This window comes from Moraxella bovoculi (assembly GCF_000988745.2).
GTDB lineage: Bacteria > Pseudomonadota > Gammaproteobacteria > Pseudomonadales > Moraxellaceae > Moraxella > Moraxella bovoculi.
In genome coordinates, this window is the sequence record NZ_CP011381.2 from 2,004,814 (window position 1) to 2,020,783 (window position 15,970).

The window sequence follows — 15,970 nt, forward strand, 5'->3', positions numbered from 1 at the left end:
AAAATAAGTTATTATTGGCAGAAATTTTAAGTCATTTTAATAAATCTATTGTATAGTGAATGGGCATGGCAACATCATGCCCAGTTTTTTTAGCCAACCAAGGATTGATTATGCTGACTTATAAAGCTCCCTTACGCGACATCAAATTTTTGATGAATGAAGTGCTTGACTATCAAGGCCACTACCAAACTCTAGACAATGGCAAGAATGCTGATGCTGAGACGGTAGATATGATTCTACAAGGCTTTGCTGACTTTGCTGAAACCATGCTCGCGCCTGTCTATCAAGCAGCCGACCAAGAAGGCTGTCATTTCAAAGATGGCGAGGTGACCACGCCAAAAGGCTTTAAAGAAGCCTATCAAGCTTTCATGGAAGGCGGCTGGCAAGGCATCTCTTATCCAGAAGAATTCGGTGGCATGAACCTGCCGATGTCACTTAATCTCATCAAATCTGAGATGATGGGCACCGCCAACTGGCCATGGTCAATGTACCCAGGCCTGTCTATCGGCGCGGTAAACACCATCTTACAATATGGTGACGAGGACCAAAAAAACACTTATCTACCCAAGCTAATCAGCGGTGAATGGTCAGGTACGATGTGTCTTACCGAATCTCAGGCAGGTACCGACCTAAACCAAATGAAAACTCGCGCCACACCCAATGACGACGGCAGTTATGCCATTACGGGCACTAAGATTTTCATCAGCGCTGGTGAACACGACCTAACCGACAACATCGTACATATTGTCTTAGCTCGCCTGCCGGATGCGCCTGCTGGCACCAAAGGCATCTCGCTGTTCATCGTGCCAAAATTCCTTGTAAACGCTGATGGCGAGATGGGTGAGCGCAATGCGGTGACTTGTGGCTCGATTGAGCATAAGATGGGCATCTCATCTAGCGCAACCTGCGTCCTAAACTTCGACAGCGCGACAGGTTATCTTATTGGTGAGCCCAACAAAGGCCTAAAAGCCATGTTCACCTATATGAACACCGCGCGTATCGGCACAGGCATCCAAGGTCTGTCGCACATGGAACTGGCTTTCCAGAACTCATTGCCATACGCCAAAGAACGTCGCTCGATGCGCGCCCTGTCAGGCACCAAAGAACCTGATCAAGCTGGCGATGCCATCATTCATCACGCTGATGTGCGTCGTATGCTTCTGATCCAAAAAGCCTTCTGTGAAGGTGGTCGCTCGATGACTTATCACTCAGCACGCTACGCCGACCATCTGGCGAATGCGGTGGCTCGTGGCGATGAAGACGCCATCAAAAAATGGGATGACAAGCTAGGATTCTATACACCCATCCTAAAAGGCTTCTTAACCGAGCTTGGTATTGAGTGCGCCAAACACGGACAACAAATCTACGGTGGGCATGGCTACATCAAAGAAACTGGCATGGAGCTCATCGCTCGTGATGCCCGCATCGCCACCTTATACGAAGGAACCACAGGCGTACAGGCACTTGACCTACTGGGTCGTAAAGTCCTACTAAACGGTGCTGGTAAGATCGTGCGTGACTATACCGCGGGCATCATGAAGTGGTGTAGCGAATACGCCCTTGATAAAGAAATGCGCCAATACGTCTGGGCGCTGACCAAGCTGTGCGCTGAATGGAACATGCTGACCGCACGCCTACTCATCGCCGCACGCAAAGACCGCGAAATCGTCTCTGCGGCTTCTGATGACTACCTAATGTACTCAGGCTATGTGATGATGGCATATCACTGGGCGCGCATGGCAGCAGTTGCCTTCGACAAGATGAAAAACGGCGGCGAACAGCCTTATGAATTTTATCTGGCGAAGACTCAGACCGCTGAATTCTACTTCGAGAAAATCCTACCAAGAAGCGACGCGCATGCCAACGCCATGACCACACCTAGCGAAGTCATGACCAAGATGGATATTGAACATTTTGCATTTTTGGATTGATGATGGTCTAACACACCCCAAAAAAGGACGGAAAATTTGCCGTCCTTTTTTATTGTCAAAGATTGCCAAAGTAGGCAAAATCCCCTATCATTTCTACACAGACTTTCTTGGAGAATCTCATGAAAACACCCGCTCTATCCGCCCTACTATTAGCACTAAGCCTAAGTGTGGCAACGCCTGCGATGGCGAATGACTTTGACATTGCCATGTCTTATATGGATAATCAAAATTACAGCCAAGCCTTCCCCATCTTTAAACGCTTAGCCGAACAGGGGAATGCAAGTGCTCAAAATAATTTGGGCTTGATGTATGATAATGGATACGGCGTGAAGCAAGACTACGTACAGGCGGTGTATTGGTATAAAAAAGCAGCTGAGCAGGGGAATGCAAAGGCTCAAAATAATTTGGGTGTGATGTATTATAATGGATACGGCGTGAAGCAAGACTACGCACAGGCGGTATCTTGGTTTAAAAAGGCGGCTGAACAGGGGAATGCATGGGCTCAATATCATTTGGGCTTGATGTATTATAATGGACGAGGCGTGAAACAAGACTACGTACAGGCGGTATCTTGGTATAAAAAGGCGGCTGAACAGGGGAATGCAAAGGCTCAAAATAATTTGGGTGTGATGTATTATAATGGATACGGCGTGAAGCAAGACTACGCACAGGCGGTATCTTGGTTTAAAAAGGCGGCTGAGCAGGGGTATGCATGGGCTCAATATCATTTGGGCTTGATGTATTATAATGGATACGGCGTGAAGCAAGACTACGTACAGGCGGTGTATTGGTATAAAAAAGCAGCTGAACAGGGGGATGCAGGGGCTCAAAATAATTTAGGCAATATGTATAGCGATGGATACGGCGTACGCCAAAACTACACCGAAGCCATCGCATGGTATCAAAAAGCCTACGCCCAAGGCAATGCACAAGCCGCCCGTAATATCGGGCTACGCTATTATAACGGCGAGGGCGTACGCCAAAACTACGCCACCGCCAAAGAATGGTTTGGCAGAGCCTGTGATTTGGGATATCAAAAGGGCTGTGATGAATACAAAATACTCAACCAACGAGGCTACTGACCATCCGCCATACCCAAAAAAAGCGTGTCATGCACGCTTTTTTCTTAGATAGACCATTTACCGTCTAAAGGCGAATCTCCCCATGCCCGAACACCACCCATTTTTGGGAAGTCAGTCCATGCAGACCTACAGGACCTCGGGCGTGAATCTTATCGGTTGAGATGCCAATCTCAGCACCCAACCCATATTCAAACCCATCAGCAAAACGGCTCGATGCATTGACCATCACACTTGATGAATCCACCTCGCGGATGAACTTTTGCATGTTGGCATAGTCATTGGTGATGATAACATCGGTGTGGTGGCTGCCGTAGTGGTTGATGTGCGTGATGGCATCATCCAGCTCATCTACGATTTTAACGGCAAGCTTAGGCGCAAGATATTCTTGATACCAGTCATCTTCGGTGGCAGCTTGGATATTTAGGTGCGTGTCTTTTAGAGCTTTCATCGTCTCAGCACACACGAAGAACTGCATATTATTATCAACGTCATGCATTGCAGTTAGAATCTTGATCAGTGCATCAGTGCGACTCTTATGAACAAGCAGCGTCTCCATGACGTTACACGGGGCATAGCGTGAAGTCTTGGCATTGACACAGACTTTGACCGCCATCTCAATGTCACACGACTCATCCACATAGGTGTGGCAGTTACCATCTAGATGCTTGATGACAGGCACGCGCGCGCCATTCGCGATGCGCTCGATCAGACCCTTACCGCCTCTAGGGATCACCACATCCACAAACTGCGTCATCGTAATCAGGCTATCCACCGCCGCGCGATCCGTGGTCTCTAGTACTTGAACCGCTTCGCCTGGCAGTCCTGCTGCATCCAATCCTGCACGCACACAGGCTGCGATTGCCTGATTTGAATGATATGCCTCAGAGCCGCCACGCAGGATGATGGCATTGCCTGATTTGATGGCAAGACTTGCCGCCTCAACCGTGACATTCGGACGGCTCTCATAGATCATGCCAATCACCCCAAGCGGCACACGCATCTTGCCCAGCTGAATGCCCGATGGACGATACACCATGTCATCAATCTCACCAATCGGATCGGGCAGGTCAATCACATCATCCAAGGACGCCAGCATCGCATCAAATCGTGACTCATTAATCACCAAACGATCCAGCAACGCCTCATCCAGCCCATTGTGTTTGCCGTTCGTGACATCTTTGGCATTCTCGCTTAAGATGCTGTTTTTATTGGCGATCATCGCTTCTTTGATGGCATTAAGTGCTGCATTCTTGGTGCGTGTATTCGCCGCTGCCAACGCACGCGACGTCGCTTGAGCCTTTTTGCCGACGCTCATCATGTATTCTTGGATATTCATCCTCACTCCTAACTGCTTAAAAGTTGCCCTATCATAACAACCAAACCTCAATTATTCCATTCAAAAATGACAATAATAACCACGCTTGATTAAAATTTACCAATTTATACAAAAAAATTCACCCAAAACGTGAAAAACATTTGCCTTTTAGTGCGCTTTTGGCGAAAATATCTAATTCATCTTTTATATTTCAAGAACTTATACTTTTGTTCTTTATTTTGACTGCTTCATTACCCTTATTTTAAAAAGAATCATCATGACCGACACTCCCCCCATCGCTCTAGATTTACAAGACATTCATAAGAATTACGGCTCTTTGCAAGTCCTAAAAGGCGTCTCTTTAACCGCGCACGACGGTGATGTCATCAGCATCCTAGGCTCATCAGGCTCGGGCAAATCCACCCTACTTCGCTGCATCAACCTACTAGAAAATCCAAGCAGCGGCAAGATCATCATCGGCAATGAAGAGCTGATCTTGACTGACAAAAAAGGCGAACTGGTCGCCAAAAACCCAAAACAACTCGAACAATTACGCTCAAAAATCGGCTTTGTTTTCCAAAGCTTCAACCTTTGGCCGCACAAAACCATCCTCCAAAACATCATCGAAGGCCCAACCCAAGTCCTAAAGCAATCCAAGGCAGAAGCCATCGCAGAAGCCGAACGCCTACTGGATAAGGTCGGCTTATTAGATAAAAAAAACGCCTATCCAGACAACCTATCAGGCGGTCAGCGCCAGCGTGTTGCCATCGCACGCGCCTTGGCGATGAAGCCGCAGGTGCTGCTATTCGACGAACCGACATCGGCGCTTGACCCTGAGCTTGTGAACGAAGTGCTGTCAGTGATGCGCGAGCTGGCTGCCGAAGGACGCACCATGCTGATCGTTACGCACGAGATGCGATTTGCGCGTGAAGTATCAGATAAGATCGTCTTTTTGCACCAAGGTCGCATCGAAGAGATTGGCACTCCCGATGAAGTATTTGACAACCCAAAATCTGAACGCGTGCGTGAATTCATGGCATCGCACCGCTGATTTATTGTTTTAAGGAACGTTTATGAACATCACCAAAATCGGTAGCATCGCTGCCATCGCCCTAGCTTTGACAGCATGCAATCAAAACAAGCCTGCAGACAATACAGATGCTACCAAAGCTGACGCACCTACTGCTCGCGACCTAAAAATCGCCACGGAAGCTGCCTATCCTCCATTCAACGATACTGCGCCAGATGGCAAAATCATCGGTTTTGACGTAGATGTGATTAACGCGGTCTGCGCCGAAATCAATGCCAAATGTGAAATCGTCGCTCAAGATTGGGAAGGTCTAATCCCAGGCCTAAACGCCAATAAATACGATGCCATCATCGCAGGCATGTCGATCACGCCTGAGCGTCTAGAGCAAGTTGACTTCTCTGAGCCATATTTCTCAAACACCATCGTATGGCTATCAAAAACCAGTGGCAGCTTTGATCCAAATAACATCAAAAACACCATCCTAGGTGGTCAGCGTTCAACCACTGGCGCCGCCTACATCGCCGAAAAATATGATGGCAAAGACGGCAACACCGTGCAGCTGTACGACACCTACATGAACGCCTATCTTGACCTAAAGGCTGGTCGTAACGCGGCAGTCATGGCAGAGAAAGTCTCTGCGGCAGAATGGCTAAAACAAGGTCAAGAAGGCTTTGGTCTGGTTGGTGAAGAGATCGACAACAACGACAACCTAGGCATCGCTGTTCGTAAAGGCGACGCCCTAAAAGAAGACATCAACGCCGCACTTGCCAAGCTAAAAGAATCTGGCAAATTGGCTGAGCTTGAAGCAGCGAATTTCAAATAATCGCAACAACCACCCAAAGGAGAGAACAATGAAACTAAAATTATTGAGCGCACTTGCGCTAACTGCTCTGGTAAGTGCTTGTGGTGGCGATAAAGCACCTGCAGAATCTGCTTTGCCTAGCGACAGCACCAAGCAAATCCGCATCGCTACCGAATCTAGCTTCAAGCCATTTAGCTACCTAGATAACAGCGGTAACTTGGTGGGCTTTGAGATTGATCTTGCCAATGCACTGTGCGAAGAAATGAAAGCCCAATGCGACATCCAAAGCCAAGACTGGGAAGGTCTGATCCCAGGTCTAAACGCCAAGAAATTTGACGCTGTGATGGCTGGCATGTCTGCCACCGAAGAGCGTGCCAAAGTGGTTGATTTTAGTGATGCGTACTTTAACAATACCTTGGTACTGCTTGGCAAAAAAGGCGTTGATCTGAACGTAAACGCCCTTGATGGCAAGAACATCGCCGCTCAGCAAGCCACCGTATCAGCTGATTATGTCGCTGCCAATCATCCCAACGCTGTCGTAAAAACCTACGACAAACAAGACAACGCTTACCTTGATCTAAGCGCAGGCCGCGTTGATGGCATGATGTCTGACATCGTTCCTGGTCTAGATTGGCTAAAAACCGAGCAAGGTACTGAATTTGAAGTCAAAGGCGAGCCGATTGACATCAATGATACCGTTGCCATCGCCTTCCGTAAGGATGACGCATTAAAAGACGAATTCAACGCTGCACTTGCCAAGCTAAAAGAATCTGGCAAATATGATGAGCTTGTCGGCAAATACTTTGATCAAGACATCGTAAAATAATACTTAGGGCGTGTCATAAGATACGCCCTATTTGTCCATACCAATTTATAAGGACATGAACATGAAGCTAAAATTATTAAGCACACTTGCGCTAACTGCTCTGGTAAGTGCTTGTGGCGGCGATAAAGAAGCCGCGCCAACCAACTCTAATCAAATTCGCATCGCCACCGAAGGTGCGTATGCCCCATTTAACTACACCAACACCGACGGTTCACTTGGTGGTTTTGACGTAGACATCGCAAACGCACTGTGCGCCAAAATGGCAGCCGAATGCACCATCGAAGCCCAAGACTGGGATGGCATCATTCCTGCGCTAAAAGCCGGCAAATTCGACGCCATCGTCTCATCGATGTCAGTTACGCCTGAGCGCATCGAACAAGTTGATTTTACCGAACCGTACTTTGCCAACACCCTAGTATTCTTGGCAAAAAAAGACAGCGCATTTAACCCTGCCAACGCCAGCGAGATCGAAGCTGCTAAGATCACCGCTCAAGGCTCAACCATCTCAAGTCAATGGCTATCACAAGCCCACCCAAGCATCACACCACAGCTGCACGGCAGTCTAGACGGTGCCTTCATGGATCTGGGCAATGGTCGCGTGGATGTCATGATCTCTGATAAGCTGCCCGCCCTAACATGGCTAAAAAGCGATCTGGGTAAGAACTTTGAAATCAAAGGCGACGACATCGACATCAACGACAAGTTTGCCATTGCAGTTAATAAAGGCGATGCTGAGCTTGCTGGCAAGTTCAACAAAGCACTGGCTGACATCAAGGCTGACGGCACTTACGATGAGATCGTCGTGAAGCACTTCGGACAAGAGATGCTGACAAAATAACCCAAGCAAGTCAGGTTGAGCCCTGCTTTTGGATGGATTTAAAAATAAGCATTTCATGATAAGTGAAATTTTGTTAAAATAGACGGTTTGGGCTTGGCAAATCTCTTTGTCATCGTCCAAGCCGTTTTTATGGATTTTTGTTCGTCTTTTCTTGATAAGGCATTTATAAGGCAGTAACGTGTTTGACCTACAAGGCTACGGCCCAATTTTAATGAAAGGCACATGGCTCACCATTCAGTTAGGCTTCGTTAGTCTGATTTTTGGTCTCATTCTTGGCTTACTGGGTGCAGCCGCCAAGCTATCAGGTATATGGCTACTCCAACGCATCGCAGACATTTATACCACTGTCGTGCGCGGCGTACCTGAGCTGCTCATGGTATTTTTCATTTTCTTTGGCGGTGATGCCATCATACAGCTTGTCGCTGCTCAGATTGGCTACACAGGTCGGGTGGACATGAGCCGCTTTTGGGCGGGTGTGGCTGCCTTATCCATCATGTTCGGCGCGTATGCCACCGAAGTGTTCCGCATGGCGGTTCAAGACATCCCAAAAGGTCAATGGGAAGCTGCCCAGAGTCTTGGCATGACGCCTGCGCAGACTGTCAGACGCATCATTCTGCCACAGATGTGGCTTGTGGCTCTGCCTGGTATCGGCAATCTAACCTTGGTGCTACTAAAAGACACCGCACTGGTATCACTTATCGGACTTCAAGATCTCATGTATTACTCAGGTCGCGCCGCCCAAACCACCCAAATGCCTTTTACATTCTACATCACAGCCGCGCTCATCTATCTGGCACTGACCACCATTGTCACGCTGTTTATGACACATTTTGAATGGCGCGCCAACCCTGCCGCTCGCTATGCCAAATCACTGTTAAAACAAGGAGATAAGGCATGAATCTACAATGGCAAGCCGTCATCGAGCATCTCCCCACCATGCTAAAAGCATCGGTGACCACCATCGAACTTGTGGTGCTGTCTTGTGTACTGGGCTTAATCCTTGGGGTTGTGTTGGGGCTTCTGCGCTCATCTAAGCACCTTTGGGTCAAAGCCCTACCTTTTTTGTATATCTTTTTCTTTCGTGGTACGCCACTATTGATTCAGATTTTCTTGATTTATCAAGGACTTGGGCAGTTTGATTTTATCAAAGACAGCTTTCTTTGGGAGCCGGTATTTAAGCAGGCATACTGGTGTGCCATCATCGCATTTACACTAAATACTGCCGCCTATATCGCAGAGATCGTGCGTGGCGCCATCGCTGCCATTCCTAAAGGCGAGCTTGAAGCTGCCGATGCCATCGGGATGTCAAAGTTCCAAAAAATCCGCCGAGTCATGCTACCGCGCGCTTTTGGCATCATGATTCCTGCTTATAGCAACGAGGTGATATTTATCCTAAAAGGTAGCGCTCTGGCAGCGTCGATCACGATCACGGAGCTGACCTTGACCGCCAAGAACCTTGCAGCTAAGAACTACCTGCACATCGAGATGTACGCTGCCGCTGGTGTGATTTATTTGATTTTGGCGTGGATCGTCATGTTTGGCTTTAAGCTATTCGAAAGCCATATCAATAAGCACAAACACTACGTGCCGCCAACCACTGCCTAATTAATAAAAAACACCAGCCAAGTGACTGGTGTTTTTTTGTTTATTCTAATGCTTATTCTAAGCTTTTTTTGATTTGATCATCGCTGAGTTGGTGATGCTCGTCATTCCAAACCAATACTCGACCGCAGGTGGTCTTGATGTGCTTTAGATTAAATTCGCCTCGATTCACCCTAACGTAGAACATAACACGCTCACTTTTGTAATATTTGACTTCTGATCATTTAAATAGATTGGCTTTATGATAGGCAGGGTATTTTTTTTCATCCTTTGAGGTTGATGGTTTGTCGGTTAATAGCGATTTACCATAATGCCAACAGATCAGCCAAGCACCCACATAAACCAATAGCTCACTATTTTCTTCTAGGATAATGCCCATATCGCCAAGACCGAAGCTGCCACGCTCGCCCACATATTAAAACCCAATCAATAGCAACCAAGCCAATATCGGCAGCACTGGCAAGGCTTGATAGCGCAGCCATCGCCATGCTCGGCCACGGATTAAGCACGTCAGCGCAAATATCGCCATAGCCCCCACCAAAGTTCGGCCGTACAAGCGATTATGAACACCAAACCATATCGCATCAGCATCATACAGCACACCGCGCATCGTGTTGGTCTCACGAACAACGAACACCAAAAATGCCATCGCCAAGCCATACCCAGCGAGCCGTCTGCGCTTGCATTCGTGTGTAGCCGTACAGACAGCCAAACGCTGCTAAGCCTAATAGTGCACATTGCAGATTCCCCATCAGCCCATGTTTGACATACCAAGCCATTGGTAAATACGGCGTCAAAAATGGCATGATCAATACCACCAGCACAAAGATCCAAAGCGCAGGATAACGAGACACACTCATGGGTTTAACGTTCTTTTGATCGCCTCAGTACGCGTGGCATGATAGGCCTTAGTCTGCGGTGATGTTGGGTTTACCTTTTCAAAGGCATGATACACACCATTGATGACTTGTAGATCGGTTGCCACACCTGCTTTTATTAAGCGGTTGGCATAATCAATGTCTTCATTCACGAACAGATCTAAACCACCGACCATGATATAAGTTCTTGGCAGACCTTTTAGCTCCTTTGCCATGCTCGCAGAATAATAGGGTAAATCACCATCACTAATGTCCCAACCACCCTTTAACAGCCCCCAGTCCAAGCGGTTGTATTCAGGTTTCCACACAAATTTGCACGCATAATCATTAGCATAAGGCGACTCTGCTGTACCTGTACTATGATCAAGTATCGGACAAATAAGCACCTGACCGGCAGGCTGATACTCGCCTAGATCGCGCACTTTTGGGGCGAGTCGTGCCGCTAGACCACCGCCAGCACTCTCGCCCATGATGATTTTATCCTCATCAAAGCCCAAACTCTCTACGTTATCAAACACATAAGACAAGGCATGATAAGCGTCATTAGTATCCGCCGGGGGGGGGCGCATCGCCCGCCTGACGATACTCCACATTAACAACCACCGCACCCACCTGCTCGGCAGGCTCGAACAGCTCAGCGTTCTGCTGTACGGCACTACCCACCAAATAACCACCGCCATGAATAAAATAAATCACCGGCGACTTGTCAGCCCGAACCTTAGGTTCAAAGACATACATGTCCACAGCAGTTTGGTCACCTGCCTTCGGGGCGGTCAATTTACTTGTCGCTTGGGGCGCTGTGGCTAGGTTCTGCTTTAGCAAGTCAGCGTTGATTATTTGTAATATGGCACGCGTCTGATCAGGGTTAGCCAGATCCGCCTAAGCGATCACTGCATCTAAATTACCCAAGGCTGTCAATGCTGACAAATCCTGATATTCAGGCGCAAGTAAATTTGCCGGCTTGGATTGGGCTGGCTCTGACGCTGAAGCACTTAATGCAAAAGCAAAGATGAATGCGGCAATCAGAAGTTTTTTTCACAATAAAATTCCGATAAAATTCTGAGTATTGTTAATTTTAAATAACTCATGACCCCAGCTTAACCACCGATATTTTTAAAAGCATGTACTTTCATTAACAAAAATATAAAAATATTGTATGATCCAACGATAATTATTAAATTGTCGGAACATCGCCATGACCACCGATTTGCGTCCCAAACGCACCCAAAAAGCCATCAAAGAAGCCTTCGTTGACCTATTGCACGAACGAGATTACGATAAGATCAGCGTGCAAGACATCGTCACACGAGCGATGATTACTCGCTCCACCTTTTATCAGTATTACTTTAATAAAAACGACCTAACAGGCAAGCTCATCGCCGAGATACGCTGCGGCTATGAGCAGTTTTTGTTTTTAAGATTTGGCAAGAACCCTCAAGAGAGCATTAAAGCTCGCGAATCATTGACCCATCAAGACAGACGTCTCGCCCTGGCGTTACTAAAAATTCAGACGCCCACACACAATTTTTCGCTGCGAGATGCATACACTGGTCAAGAATCGATTTTTGGCGTATGCCAGTGACCAAGACCCGAACTTAGATTGGGATTTTCATGCGGACAGCTATGCTGCGATGGCGCTACATGCAGGCGAATATTACCTAAAAAAAGGGCGAGATCTCAACGAAATAGAGACCTTGAAGGATTGGCAAAAAGTGATGGATATTCTACAGATTGGATTGATGGATGATGATGGGTAATTTTCGTGTCAGGTATGATGATTTAGCACATAAAAAAGAGGGCTAGGCCCTCTTTTTGTGGTTTTATTTATACAAATAACGCATCGACATCGGAGTGGTTAAATTCATACGACTGTCCACAGAATCCACAGTCCAATGACAGCTTGCCGCCATGAGCATCTAGCGCGTGTAGTGCCTCTTCATGGCCTAGTTGCAAGATTGCGCCCTCGCTTTTTTCTTTAGAGCAGGTGCAGCCAAATTCAAGCTCGCTTGGCTCTGGGATCACCACATCTTCTTCGTGATATAAGCGATACAAAATCTCATCCGCCGCCAGATCAGTCAGCTCTTCATCCTTAATGGTGATGGTCAGGGCGCTCATGCGCTCCCACAGATCAGGGTCGTTCTCACGATCCTCTTGTGTTTGTGGTAATAGCTGCACCAGAATACCACCTACACTTTCATCGCTCGTGGCGAGTTTCAACAGAGTTGGGATCTGAGCGGATTGTTTTTGGTAATGCGCCAAGCACTCCGCCAAATCATCACTCACTCGCTCAACGATACCTTGATACGCTTCTCCACGCTCTGGATGGATGCTGATGAACAGCACGCCTTGTCCCAGCTTAGCAAAGGCGCTCTGGCTGGTGGTATTCTGCTGCCATTCATCACTGTCGTGAAACCCCGCCAAAGCACGCACTTGCCCTGTGTGATCGCATTCTGCCATCGCCCAAGACAACAGGCTGTTCTCATCAGATGATTGTAATTGCACTGACAGTCTGCCATTAATCTTCAGCGTGCCGATTAATAGGCTGGCAGCCACGAGCATCTCACCCAAGAGCGCCTTGATGGCCGCAGGATAAGGTTTTTTATTGATGACATTTTGATACGCCTCATCAAGACGCACGACATCGCCGCGCACAGGCGACCCCTCAATAAAAAAACGTTGGCGATACTGGGTAGATTGATTCACATCATTCATGATTTACTTCTTAACTGGTAGAATTTACAGATAAATGGGGGTGGGTTGCCAAATTGCAAATCAGTGAACGATTTTTGGCAAAACTTTTCATATTCCTGATTTTTTTGAACATATTCCAAAATAGAAAATGCGCGCTCAACCAAGCTGACTTATAATACATTGCTAGATTTTTAGGGTAATTTAGTTCATTTTAGAATAAGCAAGTTTATTTTTAAACCACTAAGACAACAAACCGCCAAAAAAGAGATCGCCATGAGTTTTAATTTTAATAATCAGCAGGATTTTTTGGACAACGTCCAAAGCCTAGCCAACATTCATCTTAGTCCAAAAGTCATCGACATCGACAAAGGCTACTACCCACTGGCGGAGATGAGCGTACTGGGCAAGGCAGGATTGTTCGCGCCACACCTTAATGAGTACGGCAACCGCCTTGATTTAGCGATTCTGGCGAATGCTCAGGTGGGTCGTGTCTGTGGCACAACAGGCTTTTTGACATGGTGTCATCAGGTGATGGGGTTATACCTTGACCAATCGGACAACAGCGCACTAAAACAGCGCATTCTACCTGACCATGTCATCGCCAATACCTTTGGCGGTACGGCACTATCTAACCCCATGAAAACTTGGGCGAACATCGAAAGCATGCGACTTGTCGCCAAAAAAGACGGTCAAGGCTATAGCATCAAGGGCACCCTACCTTGGATCAGCCACATCGCACCAGATCAATACTGCGGCGCGGTGGCACAGATTGAAGGCACAGACGATGAAGTGTTCTTTTTCTTACAATTTGACAAAGAACGCGCGGGCAAGTGGGAGCTACACGCATGCCCAACTTTCTCAGGCATGGAAGGCTCTAGCACTTGGCGCATTGAATTACAAAACTACCCAATCAGCACAGATGACATCATCGCCCTGCCTTGTAAGGACTTCATCAAGCGCATTCGCGGTGCATTCGTCCTGATGCAGATGGGCATTGGCGCTGGCATCATCATGGGCGCGATTGACGACGTCAAAGAAGGTACTGCGGTGAGTAACGCTTTCTTGGAAGACCAAGCAGGCACCCTGCAAGACGAACTGGATCGTCTGGTTGCACGTACCGCCGAGCTTGCCAAGACGCCATTTGAGACGCATACGGAGTTTTTCTTGGATGTGCTGGATGTGCGCACCCAAGGCGGTATGCTTAGCCTAAAAGCCACCCAAGCCGCCATGCTCCATCAAGGTGCCAAGGGCTATCTCATGAGCGCAGCGCCGCAGCGTCGTCTGCGTGAAGCGCAGTTCGTCGCCATCGTTACGCCTGCCATCAAGCATTTGCGCTATCTGTCGCATCAGCTGATGAGTGAGCCGAACGTGCGCCGTGAGATTGAGTTTCACATCTGATTATATTTCAAATTAAACATTCAAATAACAATCAAATAACAATCAAAACGACTGGTCGATGATCACATCAAAATCGACCAGTCGCCCAAAATTCAAACAATCAAAAAGGGCAACCCATGACTACACCCACTGACGGACGCGGCGCTTGGCGTAAATTCATCTGCCTAGCATGTGGCTATATTTATGACGAAGAATTTGGCGATCCAGAAGATGGCTTGCCCGCTGGCACACGCTTTGAGGACATTCCTGACGATTGGCAATGCCCATTATGTGGTGTCAAAAAAAGCGATTTTGAACCCTATGACGACACCGAAGGGGCTCTAAACATCACCACGCCGATTTTTAATAGCCATAAAAAAGGCATCGTCATCATCGGTGCTGGTTTGGCTGGCTGGAGTGTGGTTGACGCTGTTCGCGCCTTGGATAAAGACATTCCTGTCACGCTTATCTGTGGCGACTCAGGTGATCGCTACCATAAGCCCATGCTATCAGTGGCCATCTCACAAGGCAAGACGCCTGCTGATCTGGTGCGCACCAGCGCCGTGCAATCTGCCACAGACAACCACATTCGTCTTCTGGCGAACACTTTCGTCACTCACATTGACACCGAGACACAAACCCTGCACACCACGCGCGGCGATGTCGGCTATGATGATTTGGTGCTTGCGATCGGAGCGGCGCCTGCTTATCCGCCAACCATCGCCAAAGACGTCGCTCATCATGTCAATAACCTTCATCGCTTTGACGCACTACAAAAAGCCTTAGCGCGCGACAATAAGCCCAAAAACATCGCCATCATCGGGGCGGGCATGGTTGGCACTGAATTGGCCGAGGATCTGGTCAACGCCGGACATCAGGTTAGCTTAATTGATGTCAGCCCACGTCCATTATCAGCATTTTTACCAAAAGTAGCAGGTGAGCGCATCCTAAACGCCATCATCGCCAAAGGCATCACCTGGCTGGGCTTTAGCATGGTCAATGATGTGGCAGTCACGCCATCAGGCTATGAGATCGCACTGCTAGACTGCAACGATAATAGCACTCGCACATTATCATTTGATGAGGTGATTGTCGCGACAGGCTTGGCGGTGGATGAACGTCTGCCAACACGTGCAGGTGTTGACTTCAACAAGCGCACAGGCATTGCCGTGCATCAGCACACCCTACAGACCAGCGTGCCGCACATTTATGCTCTAGGCGACTGCATTAGCATCGATGGCGTGCCTTGTCGTTATGTTGCGCCGCATCGCGCCCAAGCAACTGCCATCGCTCACGAAATCCTAGGCGTGGCACATTCAGGCTACGAACACAAAGCGCCAATGATTCGCCTAAAAAACAAAAACATCAACGTCACCGCCAATGGCAATCCTAGAGCTGATGGCGACTGGCGCATCATCAAGGATGATCCTGCCGAGCTGTCGCTTGAGATGGTGGACGATGCTGGTGAAGTGATTGCAAAAGCTCTACTAAAATCACCTCAAAGCTAAATCATCATAACCATATGACAATTTGGCATATATTGTCAGCCGTTATTCTTTATTATAATAGCGGCTGATTTTATTTTCCGATTTTAGAAT

General features: G+C 47.8%; 20 protein-coding genes. 12 read left to right on the top strand and 8 right to left on the bottom strand.

Annotation, left to right across the window (positions count from 1 at the left end; genetic code table 11):
- The first annotated feature begins 110 nt into the window (after positions 1-110).
- Both AAX10_RS09270 and AAX10_RS09275 read left to right on the top strand, forming a co-directional pair.
- Positions 111-1,931, top strand: a complete 1,821-nt coding sequence (locus tag AAX10_RS09270) for an acyl-CoA dehydrogenase C-terminal domain-containing protein (protein WP_046700441.1) — start codon at positions 111-113, stop codon at positions 1,929-1,931.
- Between the two features lie 119 nt (positions 1,932-2,050).
- Complete coding sequence (locus AAX10_RS09275) at positions 2,051-3,013, top strand: SEL1-like repeat protein (RefSeq protein ID WP_046700442.1); 963 nt, start codon at positions 2,051-2,053, stop codon at positions 3,011-3,013.
- A 64-nt stretch (positions 3,014-3,077) separates the two neighbouring features.
- On the opposite strand, the gene AAX10_RS09280 is transcribed toward AAX10_RS09275, so the two are convergent.
- Positions 3,078-4,349, bottom strand: coding sequence for a glutamate-5-semialdehyde dehydrogenase (locus AAX10_RS09280; RefSeq protein ID WP_046700443.1), 1,272 nt, complete (start codon positions 4,347-4,349; stop codon positions 3,078-3,080).
- Positions 4,350-4,605: 256 nt separating this feature from the next.
- Here AAX10_RS09280 and AAX10_RS09285 point away from each other — a divergent pair, with 256 nt between their 5' ends.
- The 6 genes from AAX10_RS09285 to AAX10_RS09310 all read left to right on the top strand — a co-directional run bounded on the left by AAX10_RS09285 (position 4,606) and on the right by AAX10_RS09310 (position 9,429).
- Positions 4,606-5,379, top strand: a complete 774-nt coding sequence (locus tag AAX10_RS09285) for an ABC transporter ATP-binding protein (RefSeq protein ID WP_036367024.1) — start codon at positions 4,606-4,608, stop codon at positions 5,377-5,379.
- Positions 5,380-5,401: 22 nt separating this feature from the next.
- Positions 5,402-6,181, top strand: coding sequence for a transporter substrate-binding domain-containing protein (locus tag AAX10_RS09290; protein ID WP_046698747.1), 780 nt, complete (start codon positions 5,402-5,404; stop codon positions 6,179-6,181).
- Positions 6,182-6,209: 28 nt separating this feature from the next.
- The gene (locus AAX10_RS09295) at positions 6,210-6,986 is read left to right on the top strand and encodes a transporter substrate-binding domain-containing protein (RefSeq protein ID WP_046700444.1); all 777 of its coding nucleotides are present in this window, start codon (positions 6,210-6,212) and stop codon (positions 6,984-6,986) included.
- A 61-nt stretch (positions 6,987-7,047) separates the two neighbouring features.
- Complete coding sequence (locus tag AAX10_RS09300; protein ID WP_046700445.1) at positions 7,048-7,824, top strand: transporter substrate-binding domain-containing protein; 777 nt, start codon at positions 7,048-7,050, stop codon at positions 7,822-7,824.
- 178 nt (positions 7,825-8,002) lie between these two features.
- Positions 8,003-8,722 (top strand): ABC transporter permease, encoded by a 720-nt coding sequence (locus AAX10_RS09305; RefSeq protein ID WP_046698750.1) that lies wholly within the window; start codon positions 8,003-8,005, stop codon positions 8,720-8,722.
- Positions 8,719-9,429 carry an ABC transporter permease gene (locus AAX10_RS09310; RefSeq protein WP_046700446.1) on the top strand — a complete coding sequence of 237 codons (711 nt, stop codon included), beginning with the start codon at positions 8,719-8,721 and terminating at the stop codon, positions 9,427-9,429. The genes AAX10_RS09305 and AAX10_RS09310 overlap by 4 nt, the downstream gene beginning before the upstream one ends.
- A gap of 52 nt (positions 9,430-9,481) precedes the next feature.
- Here AAX10_RS09310 and AAX10_RS10540 read toward each other — a convergent pair whose 3' ends face one another.
- From AAX10_RS10540 to AAX10_RS10545, 6 genes are read right to left on the bottom strand one after another with little or no spacing between them, the layout of a single operon-like run.
- Positions 9,482-9,613: a hypothetical protein gene (locus AAX10_RS10540; protein ID WP_267284326.1), complete on the bottom strand. Its 132-nt coding sequence runs from the start codon at positions 9,611-9,613 to the stop codon at positions 9,482-9,484.
- Positions 9,614-9,646: 33 nt separating this feature from the next.
- Complete coding sequence (locus AAX10_RS09315) at positions 9,647-9,838, bottom strand: hypothetical protein (protein WP_046700447.1); 192 nt, start codon at positions 9,836-9,838, stop codon at positions 9,647-9,649.
- A 3-nt stretch (positions 9,839-9,841) separates the two neighbouring features.
- Complete coding sequence (locus AAX10_RS09320) at positions 9,842-10,075, bottom strand: hypothetical protein (protein ID WP_046700448.1); 234 nt, start codon at positions 10,073-10,075, stop codon at positions 9,842-9,844.
- Positions 10,047-10,286, bottom strand: a complete 240-nt coding sequence (locus AAX10_RS09325; RefSeq protein ID WP_046700449.1) for a hypothetical protein — start codon at positions 10,284-10,286, stop codon at positions 10,047-10,049. Before AAX10_RS09325 ends, AAX10_RS09320 begins: the two co-directional genes overlap by 29 nt.
- The gene (locus AAX10_RS09330; RefSeq protein WP_267284327.1) at positions 10,283-10,873 is read right to left on the bottom strand and encodes an alpha/beta hydrolase fold domain-containing protein; all 591 of its coding nucleotides are present in this window, start codon (positions 10,871-10,873) and stop codon (positions 10,283-10,285) included. Before AAX10_RS09330 ends, AAX10_RS09325 begins: the two co-directional genes overlap by 4 nt.
- Complete coding sequence (locus AAX10_RS10545) at positions 10,848-11,126, bottom strand: alpha/beta hydrolase (RefSeq protein WP_267284328.1); 279 nt, start codon at positions 11,124-11,126, stop codon at positions 10,848-10,850. Before AAX10_RS10545 ends, AAX10_RS09330 begins: the two co-directional genes overlap by 26 nt.
- Before the next feature lie 373 nt (positions 11,127-11,499).
- Here AAX10_RS10545 and AAX10_RS09335 point away from each other — a divergent pair, with 373 nt between their 5' ends.
- Together AAX10_RS09335 and AAX10_RS09340 are read left to right on the top strand one after the other, a co-directional pair.
- Positions 11,500-11,886, top strand: coding sequence for a TetR/AcrR family transcriptional regulator (locus tag AAX10_RS09335; RefSeq protein ID WP_080947159.1), 387 nt, complete (start codon positions 11,500-11,502; stop codon positions 11,884-11,886).
- Positions 11,870-12,061: a hypothetical protein gene (locus tag AAX10_RS09340; RefSeq protein WP_080947160.1), complete on the top strand. Its 192-nt coding sequence runs from the start codon at positions 11,870-11,872 to the stop codon at positions 12,059-12,061. Before AAX10_RS09335 ends, AAX10_RS09340 begins: the two co-directional genes overlap by 17 nt.
- A 67-nt stretch (positions 12,062-12,128) precedes the next feature.
- On the opposite strand, the gene hslO is transcribed toward AAX10_RS09340, so the two are convergent.
- A complete protein-coding gene (gene hslO, locus AAX10_RS09345; protein WP_046700450.1) occupies positions 12,129-13,016 on the bottom strand; it encodes an Hsp33 family molecular chaperone HslO in 888 nt (295 codons plus the stop codon).
- A gap of 252 nt (positions 13,017-13,268) precedes the next feature.
- Between hslO and AAX10_RS09350 the strand changes: the two genes are divergently transcribed.
- Complete coding sequence (locus AAX10_RS09350; protein WP_046700451.1) at positions 13,269-14,393, top strand: acyl-CoA dehydrogenase family protein; 1,125 nt, start codon at positions 13,269-13,271, stop codon at positions 14,391-14,393.
- A gap of 116 nt (positions 14,394-14,509) precedes the next feature.
- On the top strand, positions 14,510-15,880 hold the full coding sequence (locus AAX10_RS09355; RefSeq protein WP_046700452.1) for an FAD-dependent oxidoreductase: 1,371 nt from the start codon (positions 14,510-14,512) through the stop codon (positions 15,878-15,880).
- Positions 15,881-15,970 lie beyond the last annotated feature (90 nt).